Annotated in this window: 26 protein-coding genes; 24 read left to right on the top strand and 2 right to left on the bottom strand. The window is 48.4% G+C overall.

Annotation, left to right across the window (positions count from 1 at the left end; translation table 11 throughout):
- Positions 1 to 56 precede the first annotated feature (56 nt).
- The 11 genes from FGS84_RS10855 to FGS84_RS10805 all read left to right on the top strand — a co-directional run bounded on the left by FGS84_RS10855 (position 57) and on the right by FGS84_RS10805 (position 10,341).
- Entirely contained in the window at positions 57 to 923 is an 867-nt protein-coding gene (locus tag FGS84_RS10855) for an amidohydrolase family protein (RefSeq protein WP_138308249.1), read from the top strand.
- Positions 913 to 1,353, top strand: a complete 441-nt coding sequence (locus FGS84_RS10850; RefSeq protein ID WP_138308247.1) for a secondary thiamine-phosphate synthase enzyme YjbQ — start codon at positions 913 to 915, stop codon at positions 1,351 to 1,353. Before FGS84_RS10855 ends, FGS84_RS10850 begins: the two co-directional genes overlap by 11 nt.
- Before the next feature lie 3 nt (positions 1,354 to 1,356).
- Positions 1,357 to 2,145 (top strand): PfkB family carbohydrate kinase, encoded by a 789-nt coding sequence (locus FGS84_RS10845; protein WP_138308246.1) that lies wholly within the window; start codon positions 1,357 to 1,359, stop codon positions 2,143 to 2,145.
- 18 nt (positions 2,146 to 2,163) lie between these two features.
- Entirely contained in the window at positions 2,164 to 3,051 is an 888-nt protein-coding gene (locus FGS84_RS10840; RefSeq protein ID WP_138308244.1) for a fructoselysine 6-kinase, read from the top strand.
- 242 nt (positions 3,052 to 3,293) lie between these two features.
- Positions 3,294 to 3,707, top strand: a complete 414-nt coding sequence (locus tag FGS84_RS10835; RefSeq protein ID WP_138308242.1) for a cupin — start codon at positions 3,294 to 3,296, stop codon at positions 3,705 to 3,707.
- An 11-nt stretch (positions 3,708 to 3,718) separates the two neighbouring features.
- Entirely contained in the window at positions 3,719 to 4,399 is a 681-nt protein-coding gene (locus FGS84_RS10830; protein WP_138308240.1) for an HAD family hydrolase, read from the top strand.
- Between the two features lie 290 nt (positions 4,400 to 4,689).
- Positions 4,690 to 5,214: a dCTP deaminase gene (dcd, locus tag FGS84_RS10825; RefSeq protein WP_138308237.1), complete on the top strand. Its 525-nt coding sequence runs from the start codon at positions 4,690 to 4,692 to the stop codon at positions 5,212 to 5,214.
- Positions 5,215 to 5,347: 133 nt separating this feature from the next.
- Positions 5,348 to 6,841 carry an IMP dehydrogenase gene (locus FGS84_RS10820; protein WP_138308234.1) on the top strand — a complete coding sequence of 498 codons (1,494 nt, stop codon included), beginning with the start codon at positions 5,348 to 5,350 and terminating at the stop codon, positions 6,839 to 6,841.
- A 439-nt stretch (positions 6,842 to 7,280) separates the two neighbouring features.
- Positions 7,281 to 8,573, top strand: a complete 1,293-nt coding sequence (gene eno, locus FGS84_RS10815; protein ID WP_138308232.1) for a phosphopyruvate hydratase — start codon at positions 7,281 to 7,283, stop codon at positions 8,571 to 8,573.
- 119 nt (positions 8,574 to 8,692) lie between these two features.
- On the top strand, positions 8,693 to 9,184 hold the full coding sequence (locus tag FGS84_RS10810; RefSeq protein ID WP_138308230.1) for a GNAT family N-acetyltransferase: 492 nt from the start codon (positions 8,693 to 8,695) through the stop codon (positions 9,182 to 9,184).
- Positions 9,185 to 9,303: 119 nt separating this feature from the next.
- Positions 9,304 to 10,341 (top strand): serine hydrolase, encoded by a 1,038-nt coding sequence (locus FGS84_RS10805; protein WP_138308228.1) that lies wholly within the window; start codon positions 9,304 to 9,306, stop codon positions 10,339 to 10,341.
- Positions 10,342 to 10,459: 118 nt separating this feature from the next.
- Here FGS84_RS10805 and FGS84_RS10800 read toward each other — a convergent pair whose 3' ends face one another.
- On the bottom strand, positions 10,460 to 10,855 hold the full coding sequence (locus FGS84_RS10800) for a hypothetical protein (protein ID WP_138308226.1): 396 nt from the start codon (positions 10,853 to 10,855) through the stop codon (positions 10,460 to 10,462).
- Between the two features lie 330 nt (positions 10,856 to 11,185).
- On the opposite strand from FGS84_RS10800, the gene FGS84_RS10795 reads away from it, so the two are divergent.
- Complete coding sequence (locus FGS84_RS10795; RefSeq protein ID WP_138308224.1) at positions 11,186 to 11,689, top strand: GNAT family N-acetyltransferase; 504 nt, start codon at positions 11,186 to 11,188, stop codon at positions 11,687 to 11,689.
- A complete protein-coding gene (locus FGS84_RS10790) occupies positions 11,661 to 12,296 on the top strand; it encodes a hypothetical protein (RefSeq protein WP_138308222.1) in 636 nt (211 codons plus the stop codon). The genes FGS84_RS10795 and FGS84_RS10790 overlap by 29 nt, the downstream gene beginning before the upstream one ends.
- 103 nt (positions 12,297 to 12,399) lie before the next feature.
- Here the strand turns inward: FGS84_RS10790 and FGS84_RS10785 are convergent, their stop codons facing one another.
- Entirely contained in the window at positions 12,400 to 13,302 is a 903-nt protein-coding gene (locus tag FGS84_RS10785; protein ID WP_171042610.1) for a LysR family transcriptional regulator, read from the bottom strand.
- 284 nt (positions 13,303 to 13,586) lie between these two features.
- Here FGS84_RS10785 and FGS84_RS10780 point away from each other — a divergent pair, with 284 nt between their 5' ends.
- The 11 genes from FGS84_RS10780 (at position 13,587) to FGS84_RS10730 (ending at position 24,935) form a co-directional block, all read left to right on the top strand.
- Complete coding sequence (locus tag FGS84_RS10780; RefSeq protein WP_138308218.1) at positions 13,587 to 14,849, top strand: Glu/Leu/Phe/Val dehydrogenase; 1,263 nt, start codon at positions 13,587 to 13,589, stop codon at positions 14,847 to 14,849.
- A gap of 107 nt (positions 14,850 to 14,956) precedes the next feature.
- Positions 14,957 to 16,147, top strand: a complete 1,191-nt coding sequence (locus tag FGS84_RS10775) for a pyridoxal phosphate-dependent aminotransferase (protein WP_138308215.1) — start codon at positions 14,957 to 14,959, stop codon at positions 16,145 to 16,147.
- Positions 16,148 to 16,183: 36 nt separating this feature from the next.
- Entirely contained in the window at positions 16,184 to 17,503 is a 1,320-nt protein-coding gene (locus FGS84_RS10770; RefSeq protein ID WP_171042609.1) for an ABC transporter substrate-binding protein, read from the top strand.
- 20 nt (positions 17,504 to 17,523) lie between these two features.
- Complete coding sequence (locus FGS84_RS10765) at positions 17,524 to 18,381, top strand: branched-chain amino acid ABC transporter permease (RefSeq protein ID WP_138308211.1); 858 nt, start codon at positions 17,524 to 17,526, stop codon at positions 18,379 to 18,381.
- A gap of 5 nt (positions 18,382 to 18,386) precedes the next feature.
- Positions 18,387 to 19,421, top strand: coding sequence for a branched-chain amino acid ABC transporter permease (locus tag FGS84_RS10760; protein WP_171042608.1), 1,035 nt, complete (start codon positions 18,387 to 18,389; stop codon positions 19,419 to 19,421).
- On the top strand, positions 19,418 to 20,128 hold the full coding sequence (locus tag FGS84_RS10755; protein WP_138308207.1) for an ABC transporter ATP-binding protein: 711 nt from the start codon (positions 19,418 to 19,420) through the stop codon (positions 20,126 to 20,128). Before FGS84_RS10760 ends, FGS84_RS10755 begins: the two co-directional genes overlap by 4 nt.
- 2 nt (positions 20,129 to 20,130) lie before the next feature.
- Positions 20,131 to 20,838 (top strand): ABC transporter ATP-binding protein, encoded by a 708-nt coding sequence (locus tag FGS84_RS10750; protein WP_330641038.1) that lies wholly within the window; start codon positions 20,131 to 20,133, stop codon positions 20,836 to 20,838.
- A gap of 8 nt (positions 20,839 to 20,846) precedes the next feature.
- Entirely contained in the window at positions 20,847 to 21,809 is a 963-nt protein-coding gene (locus FGS84_RS10745) for an aminopeptidase (RefSeq protein WP_138308203.1), read from the top strand.
- 44 nt (positions 21,810 to 21,853) lie between these two features.
- Complete coding sequence (locus tag FGS84_RS10740; RefSeq protein ID WP_138308201.1) at positions 21,854 to 22,753, top strand: dihydrodipicolinate synthase family protein; 900 nt, start codon at positions 21,854 to 21,856, stop codon at positions 22,751 to 22,753.
- Positions 22,754 to 22,768: 15 nt separating this feature from the next.
- A complete protein-coding gene (gene garR, locus FGS84_RS10735; protein WP_138308534.1) occupies positions 22,769 to 23,653 on the top strand; it encodes a 2-hydroxy-3-oxopropionate reductase in 885 nt (294 codons plus the stop codon).
- 259 nt (positions 23,654 to 23,912) lie between these two features.
- Entirely contained in the window at positions 23,913 to 24,935 is a 1,023-nt protein-coding gene (locus tag FGS84_RS10730) for a substrate-binding domain-containing protein (protein ID WP_138308199.1), read from the top strand.
- Positions 24,936 to 24,946: the final 11 nt, after the last annotated feature.

Below are 24,946 nucleotides of genomic sequence, written 5' to 3'. Positions count from 1 at the left end.
GCACGTAAGCGCCTAAAGTACAGGCGCTAAGTGCTCATAACGAGGAGGCAACCGATATGGTTATTGATACGCATATACGTCCCGCGCTTTTTGAGCCGGTTTGCCGGGATAAGGACAGATTCAGAAAACGGTGCGACGAAATGAATTATCATCTGATGGGACCTTCGGGCATGGAATTGCTGAAGAAGCAGTATGCTCTGGCCGATATACAGAAGATATTCATGCTGCCAAGTGATTATTCATCTGAAACCGGGGAGCCGGCCATATCCAATGATGAGATTGCGCGGCTGGCAGCATATGATTCGGATTTTTTTATTGGGTTTGCATCAGCGGACCCGCGGAATAAGGATGCCGGGGAAGAACTCAGGCGGGCATTTGAACAGCTGGGGCTGAAAGGATTGTATATCAATACGGCCAGGCTTCACATGTATCCCTATGATGAGAGACTGATGCCCCTGTATGACATATGCAGGGAATTCGGCAGGCCAATTATCTTTCATGCCGGACTCAGCCTGGAACAGAAGGCATTTTCAAGATTTTCCAGACCCGCGGATTTTGAGGAGATTTGCTGCAGCTATCCGGATGTCAATGTCTGCCTGGCCCATGTGGGATGGCCCTGGGTCCAGGAAACGGCCGCCCTTCTCCTGAAATACGAGAACTGCTATACAAGCACGGCGCTGATGAATTTCGACGGCCCTTACCAGACATACCGTAAGGTGTTTAAGGAAGATATGGGGGAATTGTGGGTGGAGCATAATATTTCCCGCAAAATCATGTTTGGTTCCGGCTCGCCCAGAATCCGCCCGGTCCGGTGTAAGAGAGGGCTTGACAGTCTTGGATTCTCTCCCGAAACCCTGGAGAACATATATTATAAAAATGCCCTCAGATTTTTGGGATTGGAGGAATGGACAAATGGAGTTTAAACTAAAGGAAGCAGCTGTCTGTGCGGACCAGGAATTTGAGATGATTAGGATTACTCCTGAGGTCAGGCAGTTTGTGGAGGAGAGCGGAATTGAAAACGGGCTGGTCTATGTGATTACCGAGCATACCACCACGGGCATCACGGTCAATGAAAGCCTGGACTGTGTGGAAAAGGATATCATGGAATGCTTAAGCCGCATTGCCCCGGAGGACTATCCGTATCATCATAACCATTATCTGCCCACATACGGGACCATTGGAGGAAATACGCCGGGCCATCTGAAGTCCCTCCTGACAGGAAACCACTGTGTGTTTCCCATTGTCCGGGGAGAGCTGAAGCTGGGCCATGCAGCGGATATTTACTTCTGTGAATACGATGGAATCAAAATGCGCCATTATATGATATACGCCGTGGGGGAAAGGAAGGAATAAAGCATGAAACGGGCAATTGCAATGGCAGATAACTGCATTGATGTTTACTATAAGCTGGACCGGTATTACCTCACCGGAAACAGCATTGATTTTGCACTTAATTACCGGGATTTGGGCGGTGACGTGACAGAGATGACCATTCTTGGCAATGATGTATTTGCCATGGCCCTGGAAGAACGCCTGAGGGAAAGGGGAATAGACCTGCGGGTGCTGAAACGCGCGGACCGTCCTACGGGAATGGCTGCCATGGACATTGTGGATGGGGATAAGAAGCATCTCCATTTTGAGGGCAATGCCATGGAGGAGATTGAACTTTCAGGGGAGGACCTGGAATTTGTCAAAACCTTTGATATTGTTTATGCGGAACGCTGGTCCAGGATTGACCGTTATATAAAGGGACTGAAACAGCCGGGGCAGATATGGGTGTATGATTTTTCCAAGCGGCTGGAGCAGGAGAGCAATGACAGGATTATTCCCTATCTGGATTATGCGTTTTTCTCCTATGACCAGGACGACAGCTATATCAGGGACTTTATGGTAAATGTAAGGGAAAAGGGCGCCGGTACTGTGATTGCCATGTTGGGCGAACACGGCAGCCTTGCATATGACGGCAACAGGTTCTATGAAAAGGAAGCGGAAAAAGTACCGGTGGTGAACACGGTGGGAGCCGGGGATTCCTATATTGCCGCCTTTACCTATGGCGTAAGCCTTGGGGAATCCATACCTGAATGCATGGACAGGGGAAAGGCGCGGGCTACTGAAATCATTCAGCAGTTCAATCCATATAAATAAAAGAAAGCAGGAGATGAAATGAAGGATTACAAAATAATTGCGGTGGGAGATAATGTCTGTGATAAATACCTTTCCAGAGGCAAAATGTATCCTGGCGGCCAGTGCGTCAACACCTGTGTATATGCCAAGCTCAACGGGGCCCGGACAGCCTACCTTGGCAAATATGGCAGCGACCAGGTGGCGGAATGCGTCCGGGACACCCTGAAACAGATTGGGATTGACGACAGCCGCTGCCGCCGCCATGAGGGTGAAAATGGATTTGCCCTGGTGACACTGAAGGGAAATGACCGGGTATTTCTTGGCTCCAATAAAGGAGGCATTGCCAGGGAATACGGCTATGATTTTACTGAGGAAGATTTTGCGTATATCAGGAATTTCGACCTGATTTATACCAATTTGAATTCTTACATCGAGGACGACTTAAAGAGCCTTAAGGGAACCGGCGTTGCCATTGCCTATGATTTTTCTACCAGATGGACGGATGAGTATCTGGAGAAGGTATGTCCTTATGTGACGGTGGCCATTCTTTCCTGTGCGCATCTGACCAGGGAGGAACGGGAGCAGGAGATGCGGAAGGTCCAGTCCTACGGCGTCCAGGTAGTCCTTGGCACTGTTGGAGAGGACGGGTCCTATGTGCTGTATAAGGACAGTTTCCTGTATGTGCCCGCTGTCCATGCGGACGATGTGATTGATACCATGGGCGCCGGTGATTCTTACTTTGCAGCCTTCCTGTGCTCCCTGCTGGAAACATCGGAGACAGGAGCTGTGGTGGAGGGCTCAGAGGAACGCATGAAGGAAAGACTGGAAGAAGCCATGAAGAAGGGCGCTGCGTTTGCAGCAAAAATGTGTGCAAAGGAAGGGGCATTTGGTTATGGCGTGCCCATTCTTGGCAGGACTGAAATTTAGCACATAAGCGCCTAAAATACAGGCGCTAAGTGCTCATAACGAGCCACTGCACTAAGCTCGAAAGGACCATCATATGACTAAGTTCGTGAGGGACCTCACTAAGTCATATGAATGCATCGCACGTAAGCCGCTAAAAGACAGCGGCAAAGTGCTCATAGCAATCGCTAAGTGCCAGTGACATGTATCGCACATATGCGCCTAAAATACAGGCGCTAAGTGCTCATAACGAGGAGGATATGATAATGAAGCCGGATGTATATGAGAATAACGGAGAAGGAATTCTGTGTGTTTATAAAAATGAAAAGTGGCTTGTAAGTATTAAGAACTGGAAACCGGATAATGACATAGACGGCATTGCCCACCTGGAAATCCATCACTCCACTGACGAGCAGTTTATATTGGCTGGGGGAAAGGCAATCCTGATTACCGCAGAGAAGGAAGAGGACGGGTTTCAGATTGAACTGACTCTGATGGAGCAGGGAAAGGTATACAATGTGCCCAAGGAGTGCTGGTTTTATTCCATTACCCAGAAAGATACCAGGATGATGTATGTCCAGGATTCCAACTGTTCCATGGAAAACAGCGATTTCTGCGACCTTTCCAAAGATGAGATTGCATACATACAGACCAATGCCCGCAGGCTGTTTGAGCAGTAGGCGGTGCGCCTATGGAAACAGAATTCGTACTGTTTGACTTTGACGGGGTCATTGCAAATACGGAGGAGAGCAATGCGGCATATCTGGAGAAGGCCCTGGGAGCTTTTGGAATCCGCCTGACAGAGGAGGACAAAAGGCTGTTAATCGGAACCAATGACAAAACTGCCATCGAAGCCCTGCTTTCAAGAGCCCCTGTGAAGGTCGCGGCAGAGGAACTGGCCAGAATGCGGAAAGAGGTGGGCAATACCTATGAAAACAGCGACATCCGTCCCATGCCGGGCGTGGTATCCCTGATTCAGCATATACGGGGCAGGGGAATGAAAACAGGACTGGTGACTTCCACCTCCACCCGTCTGATTATGATTGCCCTGAACCGAATGAAGATGACCAGCCTGTTTGATGTGGTCGTATGCGGCGATATGTGCACCAACCTGAAACCGGACCCGGAGTGTTATAAAAGGGCAATGGATTATCTGGGAGCAGAGCCGGGCAGATGCATTGTGTTTGAGGATTCCGCCGTGGGCATACACGCCGCAAAGCTGGCCGGAGCCCGGGTGGCAGCCTACCGGGGCTCAGGAATCCCACAGGATGTAAGGGAAGCGGATTATATTGTAGATTCATATATTGGGTATAAGAATACGCTGGATTGCATTTTGCAGGGCCGGATAATGCCCGGTAAACAGATGCCGTAATAAAAGTTCAGGCATGCTTTAAACCCAGGGAACAGGAAAGTCCGGGGACCGAAAGACCGCGTCAAATCAACACAATATAACTCTCATTTCTATCGGCATGCCGTTAACCCAGGCATGCCGATTTTCTCTTCCAGTCCTGGTTTGAGTATAACGGATGGAGATGCACCTGACCCTCTGCCGCTTCTGCACTCATATCCAGCCTCTGTCTGATGTTCATAGATAAATTCATATTGCTGCCAATCCGTTTAAGGGATAAAATATAGTAACGCTGATTATGGGAGGAATACACTATGATTTTATCGGACAAGACATTATATAGAATGCTGGAGGCAGGTACTTTGTCAATCACGCCTCTGGAAAAAGAGCAGGTACAGCCGGCCAGCGTGGATATACGGCTGGGAAATACCTTCAGTATTGTGGAGGATTTATCCACAGGAATCATCACCTTAAAGGATGAGGTCAGGTATAAGACCATAAGCACAGATACCTACATCCTTCTGCCGGGCCAGTTTGTGCTTGCAACCACCATGGAGTATGTTTCGCTGCCGGACAACCTGACCGCGTTTGTGGAGGGAAGAAGCTCTCTGGGGCGTCTGGGTTTGTTTATACAGAATGCAGGCTGGGTGGATCCGGGCTTTAAGGGAGAGATTACCCTTGAACTCTTTAATGCAAACCGCTGTGCCATTGAACTGAAGGCAGGAAGAAGGGTGGGACAGCTTGTGTTTGCGGAGATGGACGACATAGCGCTCAACCCATATAATGGAAAATACCAGGGGCAGAGGGGAGCCACCGGGTCCCGGGTATATATGGACTGACGGTCTGGTCGGATTAAACGGCTGCCAGCGTCCGGTCATTGATTGACGGAAGATATGGGGGCATGATATGATAGTACCAGTTACAAGGTTCGGCGGAGAATAAAATAAAAACAAATTGAAAAGGAGAAATGACATGGCATTCTATTTTGAGGAACCTTCCCGCACGTTCAGTGAGTATCTTTTGATTCCAGGCTATTCATCCACCCAGTGCGTCCCTTCCCAGGTAAGTCTGAAGACGCCGTTGGTAAAGTATAAGAAAGGAACGGAACCGGATATATCCATCAATATCCCTATGGTGTCCGCCATCATGCAGTCCGTGTCGGATGACAGGATGGCCGTTGCCCTTGCCCAGGAGGGCGGACTTTCCTTCATCTATGGGTCCCAGGCCATTGAAAAGCAGGCTGAGATGATTCATAAGGTGAAGCGGTACAGGGCTGGTTTTGTGGTAAGTGATTCCAATGTATCACCGGATATGACGCTGGCGGATGTGCTGGCCATCACGGAGGAGACTGGCCATTCCACCATTGCAGTGACTGAGGACGGACAGCCAAACGGAAAGCTGTTGGGCATTGTCACCAATAAGGATTACCGTGTCAGCAGGATGGGACCTGATACAAAGGTAAAGGACTTCATGACCACGCTGGAGAATTTGGTCTATGCCGACGAGTCCACCACCCTGAAGGAAGCCAATGACATTATCTGGGAGCACAAGATTAACTGTCTTCCATTGGTGAACAAGAACCAGGAGCTGGTGTATCTGGTTTTCCGCAAGGACTATGATACCCATAAAAAGAATGAGAACGAACTGATTGACAGCTCCAAGCGGTATATGGTGGGAGCCGGTATCAATACAAGGGATTATGCGGAGCGGGTGCCTGCCCTGCTGGAGGCGGGAGCGGACGTGCTGTGTATTGACAGCTCGGAAGGTTTCTCAGAGTGGCAGAAAATCACCATTGATTATATCAGAAAGAATTACGGGGATTCCGTAAAGGTGGGAGCCGGCAACGTGGTGGATGGAGACGGATTCCGGTTTCTGGCAGAGGCAGGAGCTGATTTTGTCAAGGTAGGCATTGGCGGCGGCGCTATCTGTATTACCCGTGAACAGAAGGGAATCGGAAGAGGGCAGGCCACAGCCCTCATAGAGGTGGCAAAGGCCAGGGATGATTATTATAAAGAGACAGGCGTATATGTGCCCATCTGTTCGGACGGCGGCATTGTACACGATTACCATGTCACACTGGCGCTGGCCATGGGCGCTGATTTTATCATGCTGGGGCGGTATTTTGCCAGATTTGACGAAAGCCCTACCAAGAGGGTGAATGTCAACGGCAGCTATATGAAAGAATACTGGGGCGAAGGAAGCGCCAGGGCCAGGAACTGGCAGCGGTATGATATGGGCGGGGATAAGAAGCTGTCCTTTGAGGAGGGCGTGGATTCCTTTGTTCCATACGCAGGAAGCCTTAAGGACAATGTGAACCTGACACTGAGCAAGGTGCGTTCCACCATGTGCAACTGCGGGGCCCTTACCATTCCGGAACTTCAGGAGAAGGCTAAAATCACTCTGGTATCCTCCACCAGTATTGTGGAGGGCGGAGCCCATGACGTTATGCTGAGAGACAAGAGGTAGAAGGCAGGGATATAGGGATAGGGATATCCGGGCCGGGGCATAAGGGAATGGAAGATAGAGAATTTGGAAATTAGAGAATTAGGAAATCAGAGAATAGGAAATTCGGGGGACTGCTGCAATGAATGCCGCAGTCCTTTTTTTGGCCCCAGACATTTTGATGTGGATGGAGGCAGGTAATATAATTGCAAATATGGTTTATTCCCGGGCATACCCTGGGAATCGCTGCCCTTAATGCCCTGGGTATGGATGTATGGGAGTGGGAAAAGCCGCAAGGGTGCGGGATATTTAAAAAATCACATGGAAAAGTCTTGCATTTTATGCGGGTTGTTAGTATAATACAGATAGTTAGCCGAAACTAACACATGTGAATCAATCATGGAACTCCTTTTGCCCTGATTCTTACGGGTCAGGGCAGGGGCGTACATGGGAAAGGACGCGTATGGATTATTTAGAGATAGAGAAAGTCATTGGAAGGGAAATCATTGACTCCAGAGGAAACCCCACCGTGGAGGCAGAGGTATATCTGGCAGACGGCACCATTGGAAGAGGAGCTGCTCCCAGCGGGGCGTCCACAGGTGAATTTGAGGCGCTGGAGTTACGGGACGGTGATAAGAGCCGTTTCGGTGGCAAGGGAGTCAGCAAGGCAGTACATAATATCAATACTATTATCAATGACGCTGTCAGGGGAATGGATGCATCCGATATATATGGCGTTGACCAGGCCATGATACAGGCGGACGGCACAGAGGACAAGTCCAATCTGGGGGCAAATGCAATTCTGGCTGTGTCCATTGCCAGCGCAAGGGCGGCTTCCATGGCTCTTGGGATTCCGCTGTACCGCTTCCTGGGTGGTGTGAACGGAAACAGGATGCCGGTGCCCATGATGAACATTCTCAACGGCGGTGCCCATGCGGCCAATACAGTGGACGTGCAGGAATTCATGATTATGCCTGCGGGCGCACCGAACTTCAGGGAAGGTCTGCGCTGGTGCACGGAAGTATTCCATGCCCTGGCAGCGCTGCTTAAGGAAAAGGGGCTTGCCACCTCTGTCGGTGATGAGGGCGGGTTTGCCCCTGACTTGGCAAGCGACGAGGAAGCAATCCGGTTTATTTTAGAGGCAGTCAGGAAGGCTGGCTATGAACCGGGAACGGATTTTGTGCTGGCCATGGACGCGGCCTCCAGTGAATGGAAGAGCGGAACAAAGGGAGAGTACATGCTTCCTAAATGCAAAAAGCATTTTACCTCCGCAGAACTGGTGGGACACTGGAAGGAACTGTGTGCAAAATACCCCATCTACTCCATAGAGGACGGCCTGGATGAGGAAGACTGGGAAGGCTGGCAGCTCATGACAAAGGAACTGGGCGGCAGGGTACAGCTGGTGGGCGACGACCTGTTTGTTACCAATACAGCAAGGCTTAAGAAGGGAATCTCCATGGGATGCGGAAACTCCATTCTCATAAAGCTGAACCAGATTGGCTCTGTGTCGGAAACACTGGAGGCCATCAAGATGGCGCACAAGGCAGGGTATACAGCCATTGCGTCCCACCGGTCCGGAGAGACAGAGGATACCACTATCGCGGATTTGGCAGTGGCTCTCAATACCTGCCAGATTAAGACAGGCGCGCCCAGCAGGAGCGAGCGTGTGGCAAAGTATAACCAGCTGCTGAGGATTGAGGAGGAGCTGGGAGACAGCGCTGTTTATCCAGGGATGGGAGCATTTAATTTCCTGTAGGGCATTTTCTGTCACGGACAGGGGAGTGGACTTGATTTTCCTTTGGTAATTTATTATAGTAACGGGGAAAGCATGTTGAGAAAAATGATTTGACGTGCAGGAAAGGGGATTTGACAGGCATGGATATCAGGATAAGACAGTATTCAGAATCTGACGTAGAAGAGGCAGTCAGGATATGGAATCATATTGTGGAGGAGGGCGTGGCATTTCCGCAGATGGATACACTCACAGCAGAGACAGGAAATCAGTTCTTTTCTGAACAGTCTTTTACCGGAATTGCATATGACGCTGGCAGTGGGAGCATCGTGGGTCTGTACATCCTTCATCCCAACAATGTGGGGCGCTGCGGCCATATCTGCAATGCAAGCTATGCAGTAAGGTCCGATATGCGGGGACATCATATCGGAGAGGCGCTGGTGACGCATTGTATGGAAAAGGGAAAAGAACTGGGATTTGGTATCCTGCAGTTCAATGCTGTGGTGAAGAGCAATGCTTCAGCGCTGCATCTGTATGAAAAGCTTGGATTTACCCGGCTGGGCGTGATACCGGGAGGATTCCTGATGAAGGACGGACATTATGAGGACATAATTCCCCACTATCATGTTTTGTAAGGATTTATAAAAGATATTAAAAGGATTTTATATTCTGCGCAAATGTACTTGATTTTCATTTTTAATCATTATATGCTCTTTGCAGACACCGGTGTACTTATAAAAATCAAGGAGCTTTTATGCAAAAAGAAAATTGGCCTGTGCCGCAGTGGCGGTTAGCAGGACCCGGAGAACAGGGCATAAACCCGGAGCTGCCCCGGCAGCTGCATTCCGTTATCACATCAGAATACGGGAATACCAATGGAATCCTGGTTGTCAGGAACGGCTGTATTGTTTATGAGGAATATTTTAATGGCTTTGGGCCGGATAAGCCGGTCCATGTGGCGTCCGTGACAAAAAGTGTTCTGTCTGCACTGGTGGGAATTGCCGTTGATAAAGGATACATACCATCCGCCGGTCAGAGGGTGATGGAGTATTTCCCGGACCAGGTATCGGAGGAACACGTCAGGAATTGCGGCAATGCAACCATTGAGGACCTGCTGAATATGACGGTGCCTTATGGATTTGAGGACTGGAAGGAACCATTGGAGCGGATGTGCACCTCTCCTGACTGGGTGGGATTTACGCTGGATATGATGAGGGGAAATTGGGAAAACAGTAAGGGGAAGAAGCACTTCCAGTACTGCACGGGCGGCGCCCATCTCCTGTCCGCAGCGGTACAGCGGGCCGTTGGGACAAGTGTCCGGGAATTTGCCAACCAGCATTTGTTTGCGCCCACAGGCATGAGGGTGATTCCGGATTATCCCATGGAGTCCTATACCTATGAAAGCCTGTTTGGGGAGAAAGTCAGGGGATGGGTACAGGACCCCGGCGGCATTACCACCGGCGGCTGGGGACTTACAATGACGCCCAGGGATATGGCGCGGTTCGGCCTTCTGTATCTGAATATGGGTATGTGGAATGGAACGCAGATAATACCTGAATCATGGGTCCGGAAGTCTGTGAAGCGTAATTCCAACCGTTATGGTTATATGTGGTGGCAGTTTGAGCGCAAGGGCGTGGCTGTCCATGCAGCGATGGGAGACGGAGGAAATATGATTTGCTGGATTCCTGACAGGAATCTGGTGGTGGCTATGGCATCTGGTTTTAAACCGGATGCGAAAAACAGGTGGCTGCTGGTCAGGGATTATATACTGCCGGCTGTTGAGGCGGTTTAGCGGCAGAGCATGGCTGGGGATATAGAAATCTGAATCTGATGAGCCGTATACAGGTACAGGAGCTGGCAAGGCCAGCTCCTGTTATCTGTTATCTGCGGCTTTATTCAGCTTTAAGAAGCTACGGGTGACGCTGCGGAATTGAATGTTGGGACAAGCCCTGGTTTCCTTTCACTCCGATTATATCTGTCCGTTCCAGTGCATCCGTAATCCAGCTGATGAAACGGCTGTAAAAGTCAAAGACAGTGTCATCGAAATGGATGCGGCTCATGTCATCCTCAATTTTCTGTATAATGATATTCCAGGTACCGGCAGGAATCTGGTTATCCCGGCAAACGTCAACTTCAGGATATTCTGATTCCAGATAGGACAGCAGGAGTTTGGTATAGTCTGTCTTAAAGACCAGCAGTGGGTCCTGACAGCATGCATAGCAATCCCCCTGGCCAGTGTCGGAGCAGCAGGGATAAAAACTGAGATACACCTTTTCATCCGGAGCCGAAAAACATCTTAATACCATAACCATCCCCCCGTGTATGATTGCATTGACGTGTGCCTGGTTTACTATGTCTGGTCTTAATGTGATAATTAAATTATAACACGCTGGGGGGAGATTGGATAGTACGAAAAAACAATACGGGTATTACATCTGGGAACTTTTGGGCCGGCTTTCATCGGGATGCAGACTGCAGGGAGCAAGGCGTCAGGGAGGAATGCAAGGCGGATTGACAGGAACCGGGGGCAGCTATAAAATAGAAGGATACCGGTTCTTTATTATGATGCAGGGATGGAAAAAATTGGGGCCTGAAAAAATGGGGTGTATAAAAGAAAACAAAGGGGGCAGAAGAAAATGAAGGAATGCCGAGTACTGACAAAGCGGCTTTGCATTCTGCCGCAGAGCATGGAACAAATCGCTGCTTTGCGCGATGCAGAGCCTGATGAAGAGATGAGGCAGGCATATGGGGAAATGATGGAAACCATCAGGCTGCTGCCCGGACAGGAAGAGTGGGGCACACAATGGGAAATCCAGCTGCGTGGCGGGTCTGCCATCGGAGGGCTGTGTTTTAAAGGCGCTCCGGACCAGGATGGGGCGGTGGAAGTCGGTTACGGTATAGATGAAACGTATCGGAACCAGGGATATGCAGCAGAGGCAGTAAGCGGAATTGTGAAATGGGCCTTGGCCCAAAAGGAAGTGACATGTGTGACGGCACAGACTGAGGCGGATAATGTTATATCACAGAGGGTACTGACAAAATGCGGTTTTGTCCGGGACGGGTTGGGACCGGAAGGCCCTCTGTACAGGATTAGATTGGAGGAAAACAGCAGTGGAAGGACAATGGATACGGATAGTTAAAAAGAATGATGAGTTCTCCATGGAATACCAGGCGGGAGATGTCTTTTCCGTTGACAGCACCTGGTATGGCGGTGTGAATGTGACCAGTAAGTCGGGGATTCCCCTGTCTCTGGACAAGGAAGAGTACGAATTTGTGAACAGGGAACAGAACCCCCATGTAATTGACGCATATTCCTATGGTCTGGGTGTCATGGACTGCTTCTGTGAGATGGTATCCGCCGGCCTTAAGACCCTGGCCATGAGCCATCCCTGTGATACCAGGGAGGAGCGGGATTCCTATCTGGAGGATGTGAAAAGGCTGTGCGGAACATACGGGGTGAAGTTCTATCCGGAGGATGAGGCCTTTATTACGGATTTGTTTCCGGAGGAGTTAAATAAGGGTAAGTATAATTATCTCTTTTACCGGACCGACGATGTGCTGGAGCGCTACCTGGGTCTGAAGGAACAGAAGAAAAATCTGGTTGGAAATGGCGCCTATACAGGACAGGAGAGATTCCGGATTGCCGCGGAGTTTGGGAGGCTGCTGTCTTATCCTGAAGAAGGAATAGAGAGGCTGATTGGGAAAGCAGCCGGAAAAACGCTTGGAGAAAGCAGGTCCGGGGATTAAGGGGAAATCATATAAAGGGTAATGAAACAGGACAATGACGGTTCATAGGGCTGAGTGAAAAAGCCCGGTGAGCCGTCATTTGCGCTGCAGCGGATTTCCGTGATTAGACAATTGCGTCTGAGTTATGGGTATAGTGCAGAATGAACTGGTAAAATGTATCAATGCACGGCACAGATATCCGGTTCCTCCGGACTGCCAGATATATTTCCCTATGGGCCCGGTCGTGCTTAATACGAATGCGTTTGATGGGAAAGTTGGTGAAAAAATCCAGGTCAGGTACAATGGCAATCCCGTAATTAATGGAAACAAGACCGGCAATGGACATCTCTTCCTCTACCTCACATATAATATTCGGTTTCAGGATGCTGGTACTGAATAAGTTGGATATCACGTTCTGGGTTTCACTCGCCTTTGAGTTATAGCCAATAATGGGATATGAAATTAATTCCTCAATGCAGACTTCCTCTTTTACGGATAAGGGATGTTCAGGCGCTGTAATCAGGATTAAATCCTGGTGCAGTACGGGAGTGAACAATATTTCTTCCTCGTTGGGAACAAAGGTACACAGGGCCAGGTCATAGTTGCCTTTTTTAAGATTTTCAACAATGACCCTGGAATTATTCTGCTTCAGGGAAAAGCTGATGTTTTTAGAGGTTTCCAGCTTTAAAAAATTAGAAAGTAATCCGGGAACAAAATTTGCTCCCAGAATATAAAGAAAGGCAAAATCAATCATCCCGGAATCATTTCTGGATAATTTTCTTATGGTTTTTTCGCCGTTTTCAATTTCATCAAATCCCTTCGATATATAGGAACTGAAGATTTTTCCATATTTGGTGAGCTCTACATTGCGTCCTTTTTTTTGAAACAGGGGAACACCCAAATCCTTTTCCAGAGCTGATATGGCATGGCTTAAGCTGGGCTGGGATATGTATAAAAGTTCTGCAGCCTGGGAGTAGTGCTGCAATTGGGCTAATACCTTAAAGTAATACAGTGTGTTCAGATTCATGATTAACCTCCTGGTTTGTCTTTTGTAAAATTTATATACAAACAAATTTCGCATATCACAGATAAATCCATAGATTGTATCTATAGATTGTGGGGTAAATATGCATTTGTGCGAATAAATAAAGGAAGATATAATTAAATCATGAAAAAACTATATTACATCAAAAGATTATAGATTATTTTGCTAAGATTTACAACAAAATAAATCAATTTATCCATGGGAATATCTGGAACAAAAGCAATGAACCGGTTTATGCATAATAAATAAAAAAGGGGTATATGCAAATGGGAGACAATTATAATCCTTATGATGAGGTATTGGAAATTGTGCGTCAAGCCGCGGATTTGTTAGGATATGCGCCAAAGGATTACGAGGCAATCAAATATCCGGAAAGAGAGCTTAAGGTTTCCATCCCTGTGGAGATGGATGATGGTTCAGTGCGTGTATTTGAGGGCTTCCGGATACAGCACTCAACTTCCAGGGGACCTGCCAAGGGAGGTATCCGCTACCACGAGGGCGTAAACCAGAATGAGGTAAAGGCACTGGCTGCCTGGATGACTTTTAAGGCTGCTGTTGTAGGGATTCCCTACGGAGGAGGAAAAGGCGGTGTGGTAGTAGACCCGTCCAAGCTTTCCGAGAGGGAGCTGAGATGTCTTACAAGGCGGTTTACTGCCATGATATCACCCATCATAGGACCGGACCAGGACATTCCTGCGCCGGATGTGGGAACCAATGCAAGGGTGATGGGGTGGATGATGGATACCTACAGCATGCTGAAGGGCCATTGTGTCCCGGGAGTGGTAACAGGGAAACCTCTGGAGATAGGAGGCGCCTTAGGCCGGAAGGATGCCACGGGAAGAGGCGTCATGTTTACTGCCCTCAATGTGCTGGAGGTACTGAGAATGGGCAGGGATGAGGCTACGGTTGCGGTCCAGGGATTTGGAAATGTGGGGGAGACCACTGCAAGACTTCTTCACCAGGCCGGAATCAAAGTGATTGCAGTCAGCGACGTCAGCGGTGGGTTGTATAAACAGGAAGGGCTGGATATTCCGGATATCTGCAGATACGTCACATCAGGAGAAAACCGCCTTTTAAAGGATTACAGGGCGGATGGCGTGACACATATATCAAACAGGGAGCTGCTGGGGCTGGATGTGACCATTTTAATTCCGGCAGCACTGGAGAACCAGATTAACAAGGCAAATGCGGATGAGGTAAAGGCCAGAATTGTATTGGAGGCAGCCAACGGACCCACTACCAATGAGGCTGACAAAATATTATTTGAGAAAAATATCGTGGTAATCCCGGATATATTGGCCAATGCTGGCGGCGTTATCGTGTCCTATTTTGAATGGGTCCAGAATATCCAGGAAGTAATGTGGAGTGAAGAAAAGATTAATCGGAAACTGGAAGAGATAATGGGTAATGCGTTTTTGAGCGTTTGGGATACGGCAACGGGACGGAAGATTTCCCCTCGTATGGCAGCATATCTGATTGCAGTAAAACGGGTTGTGGAGGCAAAAAAAATCAGAGGAATCTGGCCATAGGGAAGGAAACCGATACAGAGGCTGATAAGACGGCAAAGGCGCAAAGACGAAAATAAGTTTTTGCGCCCTTTTACTATGAACCGAATAAACTTAGGAGGATTACTACGATGATGAATGCATGTGAACCAGCAGAGCGGTTAAAAGAAGTACAGTTTTCACCAGTAAGAAAGGTTTTGGAAAAGGCAAATCAGATGGCGGCTGAAGGACGGAAAATTATCCATATGGAGGTTGGGGAACCTGATTTTGATACACCCAAACCCATAGTGACCGCAGCAGTGGATGCGCTGACCAGGAAGAAGATGACCCATTATGCACCCAACAGGGGAACATTAAAACTGAGAAAATCCATTGCATCCATGCTGAAAGCAGAATATCAGGTGGAAGTGGACCCGTCGGATGAGATATTGGTAACAGTAGGTGCGGCAGAGGCTATTTTTGATGTAATATTTTCACTGGTCAATGCATCAGATGAAGTTATCATACTTACCCCTGCCTACATGAATTATGAGAATTGTATCCATATGACCGGCGCGACATGTGTAAAGGTGGCGTTGGAGGAAAAGGACGGATTCCAAATTGACCGGGAACGTCTGGAGGCAGCCGTAACAGAGAAAACAAGAATGCTGGTGGTGACAAATCCCAACAATCCCACAGGGACCGTTCTTACAAGGGAAAGCCTGTCAATCATTGCGGATTTGGCCAAAAAACATGAATTTATTGTATTGGCCGATGAAATTTATTCCAGGCTGTCTTATGGAAACAGGAAGTTCTGTTCCCTGTCTTCCCTGGACGGAATGAGAGACAGGACCATCATGGTAAACGGGTTTTCAAAAGTATTTGCCATGACTGGATGGAGGGTTGGGTTTGTTGCCTGCCATCGCAAATTCATTCCTGCCATACTGAAAGTCCATCAGTACGCGACGACCTGTATACCTGGTTTTATCCAGGAGGGTCTGGCTGAAGGGATGGAAACAGAGGCGTGCACAGAAGCTGTGGACCATATGATAAGCTGTTTTGAGGAGAGGAGGGACTTTGTAGCATCTGAACTGGATAAGATACAGAAGCTCAGTTACGTCGATTCCATGGGGGCATTTTATTTCTTTATTAATGTATCAAAAACAGGAATGGATGGAAATGAATTTGCGGAAAAGCTTTTGGAAAAAAAGGGGGTGGCATTGGTTCCGGGACAGGCCTTTGGCGAAGCCTATGGTGATTTTGTAAGGCTGTCTTACGGAAGGGGGATGGATGTATTATCGGAAGGACTTACTCTGATGAATGAGTTTGTTAGGGAACTGTAAAAAACATACGCACAAATGATTAGGAGGAAACTGGGAATGAGAAAAAGAATCATAAGCTTACTGACAGCGGCAGCTATTGTGGTTTCATTTACAGGATGCACCCCCCAGGGGTCAGCCGGAAATTCTTCTGAAAACAAAGAGACACAGGCGTCTCAGGCAAAGACAGAGGAGGAATCCCAAACCATTAAAATAGGAGCGGTTTATCCTCTGACAGGGACCAGCGCTGAGACAGGAAACCAGACAATCAATACACTGAAGGCCATGGCGGAGCTTATCAATCATGAATATGATATTGATTATCCCTTTGCCAAGACCCAGGGACTTCCTAATCTGGGCAATGCAAAGATAGAAATCATTGCAGCGGACAGCCAGGGAAATCCGGAAGTGGGCGCCACGGAAGCAGAGCGTCTGATAACGGAGGAAAATGTGACGGGATTAATTGGCTGTGATGCCAGCGGGGTGACTAAGACAGCCAGCGCTGTGGCTGAAAAATATGGTATTCCGTTCATTAATGCAGAGTCATCGTCGCCTACCCTGACGGAACGGGGACTAAAATATTTTTTCCGCACAGGACCAACGGATGCTACATTTGTGGAAGATACGTTTAATTATATGGACCTTTATAGAAAGGAAGCCGGCTTTGAAAATGTGGCTATCATAGCGGATGAGGCTGAGGCCGGCGTGAATTTTAAGAAATTGTGCGAAGCAGCAGCCGGGAATCATGGCTACAACATAGTCCAGTCCATTACATATCCTGGAAATCCTACCGGACTTACGTCAGAGGTACTTAAACTGAAGGATGCGAAACCGGACGTGGTACTGATTTATGCATTGACCGCAGAGGCCATTCTATATACCAATACATGTAAAGATTTGGATTTCAGCCCTAAGGCGACCTTTACAGCCAGGGGAGGATTTGTTGCAACGGAGTATTTCGACACCTGCGGCAAGGATGTGGATTACATATTTACGGCAAATGCCTGGAGTATGGACCTGGCTAATACAAAACCGTATCTGACCGAAATCAATAATCTGGCCAAGAAATTTTCCAACCATGATATGACTGGAAATACAGCACGCGCAGCCCAGGGTTTCCTTATCTTTGCAGATGCAATCAACCGGGCGGGGAGTACGGACGCCGACGCGATTGTCAAGGCATTGGAAGAGACGGATATGAATGAGGAATACCTGATTGTACCATGGACCGGGGTAACCTTTGACGAAAGCCATCAGAACACCCAGGCAACAGGCATCATCACCCAGATTCAGAATCAGGCATATGTGACCGTATATCCGGATTCTGCCAAGAGTGCTGAGTCTATAATCCCGGTACCGGCATGGAGTGAACGAGACTAGCGGAAAGGCAGGTGCATTTTATGACATTGCTGTTGCAGGTCCTGCTGGAAGGGACATTTACAGGGATGATTATTGCCCTGATAGCGATGGGGGTTTCGCTTATTTGGGGTGTCATGTACATTGTTAATTTTGCTCATGGGGAAATACTGATGCTTGGTATGTTCATATCCTATTATTTCAGCGTTAAATCAGGACTGGACCCGCTTCTCTGTCTGCCTATTGCAGCGGTGGTAATGTATTGTTTTGGAATTGTTTTTTACAAGGTGCTTATAAAGCGTGTCATGAATGCGCCTATGTTAAGCCAGCTTTTGCTTACATATGCCCTCAGTATTGTGCTGGTCAACGTTGCTCAGATAGCGTTTGGTTCTGACTTTAAGACAGTGCCGAACCAGATATTTACAGGCTCGTTTTCCGCAGGAGGTCTAATTATATCCTACTCAAAGCTGGTTCCCTTTATTATCTGTATCGTCACTGCAGTTACCCTGTATTATATTCTGAACAGGACACAGCTGGGGAGGGCCATTAAGGCGACTGCCTTAAATAAGGACGCGGCAGCGCTGGTGGGAATCAATCCGGAAAAGGCATATATGCGCTGCGTTGGTATTGCCGCGGCTACTGCCGGAATCGGCGGAGTGGCGTTGTCCTATTACTTTTATGTATATCCAAGCGTTGGTTCGGTATTCATTAATTTTGGCTTTGTAGCTTGTTGTATCGGCGGTATGGGAAGTATACCCGGGGCTGTAATCGGGGGTGTCCTGATGGGAATCATGGATACGGTGGTGGGAACTTATACCAATGCAGCTCTTAAATACCTGGCTGTATTTGCCCTGTTCCTGCTGGTGGTTTATAAAAGGCCCAAGGGCCTGTTTGGGTGGTGATGCTTATGAAAATTGGAAAACGAATGAGAGAAGCCCTTTTTATCAGCAATATAAAGCCTTGGCATCTGATACTCACTGTCCTGATTATAATTGCATATCCCCACGTATTCACCAAAAGTTTTCAGCAGAATTTGGGAATCCTGATTCTGATGTGGGCATGTCTGGGTTCTGCCTGGAATATATTCGGCGGATATACAGGCCAGGTGTCCCTTGGCCAGGCCATGTTCTTTGGCGTGGGGGCATATGGAGCGGTGCTTCCTTTTTATTACTGGAATGTCACTCCGTGGATTGGCATGTTGATAGGTATGTTTTTTGCAACGCTTCTTGCGCTGCTGGTGGCTCTGCCTATATTTAAATTAAGCGCGCAGTATTTTGCCATTGCCACCATGGCGCTGGGGGAAACCGTACGTATCATAGCGGTGAACCTGCCCTTTACAAAAGGAATGATGGGGATTGATTTTCTTAATATGAAGATGAATCCCTGGTATTCCCTGCAATTCAGGGGAAAGCTGCATTATTATTACATTTTCGGTGTCATACTGATGCTTGTGATATCTATCATGATATATATCAACAGCTCAAGAATCGGATATTACTTCAGAACAATCAAAGCGAATCAGACAGCGGCAGAAAGCGTAGGAATCAATGCCAGAAAATATAAGACCATTGCGCTGGTAATCAGCGCATGCATCGCATCTCTGTGCGGCTCTTTCTACGCCATGTATCAGACCTATATTGACCCGAGCACCGTGTTTATAAATACCCTTTCAACAAAAATGATTATCATGGCGGTAATCGGGGGCGTGGGAACCATTTACGGACCTGTGATTGGGGCTGCGCTTATTGTGCCGCTGGGAGAATATACCAGGGCCACCATCGGAGCCACTATATCAGGGATTGACCTGGTTCTGTACGGCGTCTTAATCATACTCACTATTTTGTACCAGCCTCAAGGCGTTTTGAAGCTGTCCGGTAATCTGATTCACAAAGCCAGGAGTAAGGAGCCGGGCCGCTCCGCCGGGAAGGGGGGCAGTGCATGAGTATATTGGAGGTAACGGGCCTGACAAAAAAGTTCGGAGGTTTGACTGCGGTATCGGATGTGACGTTTGATATTGAAGAAGGTCAGGTGTATGGCGTCGTGGGACCTAATGGGGCAGGAAAGACAACCATGTTCAATCTTATCAGTGGAATTTATCCCGCCACAGCCGGGACCATACTTTTTAATGGGGAGGATGTGACATGCCTGCCGCCGTATGAAAGAGCAAAAAAGGGGATTGGCAGGACGTTCCAGATTCCCATGTCCATGGATTCCATGACTGTGCTTGATAATGCCACTGTAGGCGCCATGCTTCACATTCCGGGCACTATGGAGGCCAAGGAATATGCGGATATGATACTTGAATTTGTGGGACTGGGAAGTAAGAAGGACCAGCTGGCCGGTTCTCTCAGCGTCATTCAGAAGAAACGGCTGGAGATTGCAAGGGCACTCAGTACAAAGCCGAAACTCCTGCTTTTGGATGAATGTATGGCAGGGCTCAATGGAGCGGAACGTGAAGCTGCCATCGACCTGGTGAAGAGGATAAATAAGAGGGGAATCTCCATCCTGGCCATTGAACATGTGATGCCGGTGGTAATGGGAATCTGTGAACGGGTCCTGGTATTGCAGTATGGACAGCGGATTGCAGAAGGAACACCGGAGGAGATTACAAAGGATGAAAAAGTGATTGCTGCTTATCTGGGGGAATGATTATGCTGGAAGTGAAAAACTTGAAATTTGGATACAGCGCTATGATGCCGGTCCTGAATGATATATCCTTCCAGGCCGGGAATCAGGAGATTGTTGCCATTCTTGGCTCAAATGGAGCCGGAAAGACCACGACATTAAAAACAGTTTCCGGATTACTAAAGCCCTGGGAGGGAGCCATAACTTATAATGGGGAAGATATCACCGGCATGCCCGCGTATGAGGTCCTGAAAAAAGGAATATCCCTTGTACCGGAAGGAAGGATGCTGTTCGGAAAACTGACTGTCTATGAAAATCTGTCCATGGGGGCATATACAAGAAAAAATCAGGATGAAATCAAAAAGACACTGGATATGGTCTATGAATTGTTTCCCAGGGTCAGGGAACGCGCAGAGCAAAAGGCGGAGACCTTGTCAGGAGGAGAACAGCAGATGGTAGCCATTGCAAGGGGCCTTATGTCAAAACCATCTTTGCTGATATTGGACGAACCGTCCCTGGGCCTGATGCCTAAGCTGGTAAAAGAAGTGCTGCAGTTTGTAAAGACAATCCGTGAGACGGGCATATCGGTTCTGATTGTAGAACAAAATGTCAACGAAACCCTTGCGATTGCAGACCGGGCCTATGTCATACAGGACGGCACTACGGTGATATCAGGAACCCCGGAGGAACTTAACGGTAATGATGAAATACGCAGGATATATCTTGGAATGTAGGAGGAGCTATGGGAGAAATGCCATTAGGAATCCGGTCTCTTCTGGGACCGATTACCGACTTAAAACCAGAGGAACGAGTCCTCATTGTTACGGATACGGAGAAATTTCAGATAGGAAAGGAACTGTTTGACTGGGCTTCCAAGGCCAATGAGACATCTATGGCAGTGATGACGCCCAGGACGTCCCACGGGGATGAGCCCACTGCGGAGATAGCGGCAGCCATGGACACAGCCGATGTTATCTTCGCAGCCACGTCCATGTCCATGTTCCATTCCCAGGCCAGACGCAGGGTGGTACTAAACGGCCATTGCCGGTATGTGAATCTGGTTGATTATATACCATCCATGTTTCATGAAGGCGGGCTTACAGCCGACTTTTTGGAGATTACAGAGATATTAAACCGCATTGCCCCGCATTTCAGCGGAAAGAAACTGGAACTCACATCACCCGGGGGAACAAACCTGGTATGCAGTGTGGAGGGAAGGGGGCCTGTGATTGATTATGGCCGCAGCATCCGTCCGGGCCAGTCGTCATCGCCGCCTAACGCTGAAATTGCCCTGGGACCGGTGGAGGGAACCGCCCAGGGGGTATTGGTAATAGACGGAAGCATCCCGCACCCCAGTCTGAACATGATACGGGAACCCATTACCATGCAGGTTGAGGATGGACAGATTGTGATGATTTCCGGAACAGATGAAGCTGAAACATTGAGGCGGATTCTGGAACAGTATAAGGACAGCCGGGTTTATAATATCGGTGAAATAGGGCTTCCTGTAAACCGGGAAAATAAAATATGCGGACGCATGCTGGCAGATGAAGGCGCCTATGGGACCGTACATATTGGAATTGGAAACAATCTTTCATTTGGCGGCAATGTGGAGGCTCCCCTTCATATGGATATGGTTATAAGAGATATCACGTTGAAAATTGACGGGAGGGTTATATCTCAAAACGGGATACTGCAGGTATAAAATACGCTCTAAGGCATACGTAAATTAAAGAGAGGGAAAATTATATGAATACAGAATTTATAAAGGGAGTCATTGTCCCCATACTGACACCCATTGATAAAGATGAAGTGATGGATGAAGGAAAAATGAGAAAACAGGTGGATTTCGTCATTGATGGAGGTGTTTCCGGCATTCTGGCATTTGGAAGCAACGGCGAATTTTATATGGCGGAAGAGGATGAGATGATATGGGCCTTGAATATCATGCTGGACCAGTCTTCCGGCCGGGTACCGGTTTATATGGGAATCGGGGCAATCAGCACCAAGAAATGCATCCGCATTGCAAAAGCCGCAGCCTCAGCCGGCGCAGACGGCATATCGGTTCTCCAGCCCATGTTTCTGAAACCCACAGAGGACGAGCTGTACCTGCATTTCAAACGTATTGCGGATGCAGTGCCGGATACCCCCATGTTATTATATAATAATCCGGGGCGTACCGGGTATACCCTGAGCGCCGGCCTGGTGGAACGTCTGGCCAGAGAAGTGCCGAATATTGTAGGTATGAAGGATTCCTCCGGTGATATGACACAGACAGAGGAATTCATAAGAAGAACCTCCGATATAGGCTTTAAGGTTTTTGGAGGAAAGGACACCCTGATTTTTGGGGCAATGGTCCACGGAGCCGCGGGCTGTGTGGCCACAACAGCAAATTTTATACCGGAATTAGTTACAAGTATCTATAATCTTTATATGGAGGGAGATTTGGACGGCGCGAGGAAAGCGCAGTTTAAGCTGAATCCCATCAGATTGTCCATGGATAAGGCCAGCTTTCCGGTGGCCACAAAAGATTTAGCCAATATGCTGGGCCTGGACGTGGGAAAACCATATACACCGAATCTGCCGGGGCATAAGCAGGCAATAGAAGCAATGGAACTGCAGATGCGCGGAGCGGGTTACATAGAATAGAGGTTGAGGCAGATGATGAAAGTTGGATTTATCGGTCTTGGTATCATGGGGTACCATATGGCGTGTAATTTGAGTAAAGGCGGATATCAGGTTTATGCCTACGATATTATGCCGGAGGCTGTGGAACGGGCAGAAAAGTCAGGATGCATCGGCTGCGCAAGCATTAAGGAGGTAGCAGATCAGTGTGAGGATATCATAACAATGCTGCCCAACGGCCCGCATGTGAAATCCGTTGTTTTAGGCAATGGGGGAATCGCTGAATTTGGGGGATGCGGGACATTTATCATTGACATGAGCTCCATTGCTCCGGGAGTCTCCAGGGAAATTGCTGAAGAACTTAGTCTGAAAGGAATCCATATGATGGATGCTCCTGTATCAGGAGGCGAGCCAAAAGCAGCAGACGGAACCCTGGCAATCATGGCAGGAGGAAGCCGGGAGGATTTTGAACGGGCCGGAAAATATTTTGATATACTGGGGTCTTCAGCCATACTGGTTGGCGGTGTGGGAAGCGGAAATACATGTAAGCTTACCAACCAGATGATTGTGGCAGTGAACATAGCTGCCCTGTCAGAGGGATTACAGCTGGCAGCAAGGGCAGGCGCAGATGTGGAGAAGGTGTACGAAGCAATTAAAGGCGGCCTTGCAGGTTCAACCGTTATGAATGCAAAGGCTCCTATGATGCTGGAAGGAAATTATAAACCGGGCTTTAAAATTGATTTGCATATTAAGGATTTGACCAATGCAATGGAGACAGGGTACGCCACCCATACCCCAATGCCGCTGACCGCCCAGGTGATGCAGATGTTTCAGGTTCTGAAGGCAGACGGGTGCGGGCAGGAAGACCACGGAGCGTTAATCAAGTATTATCAGAAATTGACAGGAACGGATGTGACACAATAGAGTGGGGAAGGGCGCACGGACACTTGGAGGAATGGGAGCGATATCACCCGCTTGAATCAATTTGAATAAAGGGGAAATTATTTAATCAGGACGATGGGGTCCTTCTTATCTATCGGCATGTCAGTGTATCTGGCATGCCGTTTTTTTGCGGCCTGTAAATGATGCTTCTGCGGACAGGTTAAGACATTGGTTATTGTCCATTTTACCCGGAAGCAGTATAATAAATGCATTATGGATAAAGGGCAGGCACAGAAAACCAATGAAAAACCGGGTACGCATGGAACGGATTATTGTAATTGCAGGAATACTGGTAGTGCTGTTCCTCACGCTGGTTACCAGCTCCTATTACCAGAATGTCTTAAAGCAGGTAGGAGATGAGGGCGGAGAGGATGGGAATGGATACCGCTACCACTATGTCATGATAGTGGAGGACTCCGACATGCCCTTCTGGAAGGATGTGTATGAGAGTACCAGGGAGGCTGCCAGGGAGAACAACGCTCTGGTGGAGCTGATGGGAAAGAGCCTTTCCTCCACCATAGAGATGGAGAGCCTTATGGATATGGCCATTGCCTCCAGGGTGGACGGAATCATCCTGGAATACACAGGCGGCCATAAAATAGATGAGCGGATTAATGACGCGGGTAAGGCGGGAATACCTGTGGTCACGGTTCTTAAGGACGCTTCGGATACCAGCCGTATAAGCTTTGTGGGGGTCAATGATTATCAGCTGGGCCGGCAGTACGGGGAACAAATCCTTAAGCTGGTGCCCCGGGATAAGGATGATGTGGAGGTGATGCTCCTCCTGCATGACAGGGACAACAGCAGCCAGGCCCAGATAGCAGAGCAGGTCAACAACCTGCTGGTGACCTCGCCGGACACATCGGGAAGGGTCAGGCTCATACAGGAAACCATGCGTTCCACCGGAAAGGTGGATGCGGATGAAACCATAAGGAACATATTTTTCCGTAAGGAGGGCATACCGGATGTCCTTGTATGTACGGAGGCCGTGGACACAGAGGCAGCCTATCAGGCTATGATAGACTATAATAAGGTAGGGGAGCTCCAGCTGCTGGGGTATTACAAGTCAGACCAGATTCTGGAGGCTGTTACAAAGGGAAATATTCCGGTTACGCTGGTCATTGACACGGAGCAGATGGGGCGTTACTGTGTACAGGCATTGGAGGAGTATCTGCAGGAAGGACATGCCAACTCCTATTACAGTGTGGATTTGCAGTTTGTCACAAAGGAAAATGTAGGCCAGCTAATGAAACGCGGGCGTTGAGTAAGGAAAAG

This window comes from Clostridium sp. 1001271st1 H5, from assembly GCF_005845215.1.
GTDB lineage: Bacteria > Bacillota > Clostridia > Lachnospirales > Lachnospiraceae > Enterocloster.
Note: the sequence above shows the minus strand (reverse complement) of the source record. Positions and strands in the feature narration are given on the sequence as shown.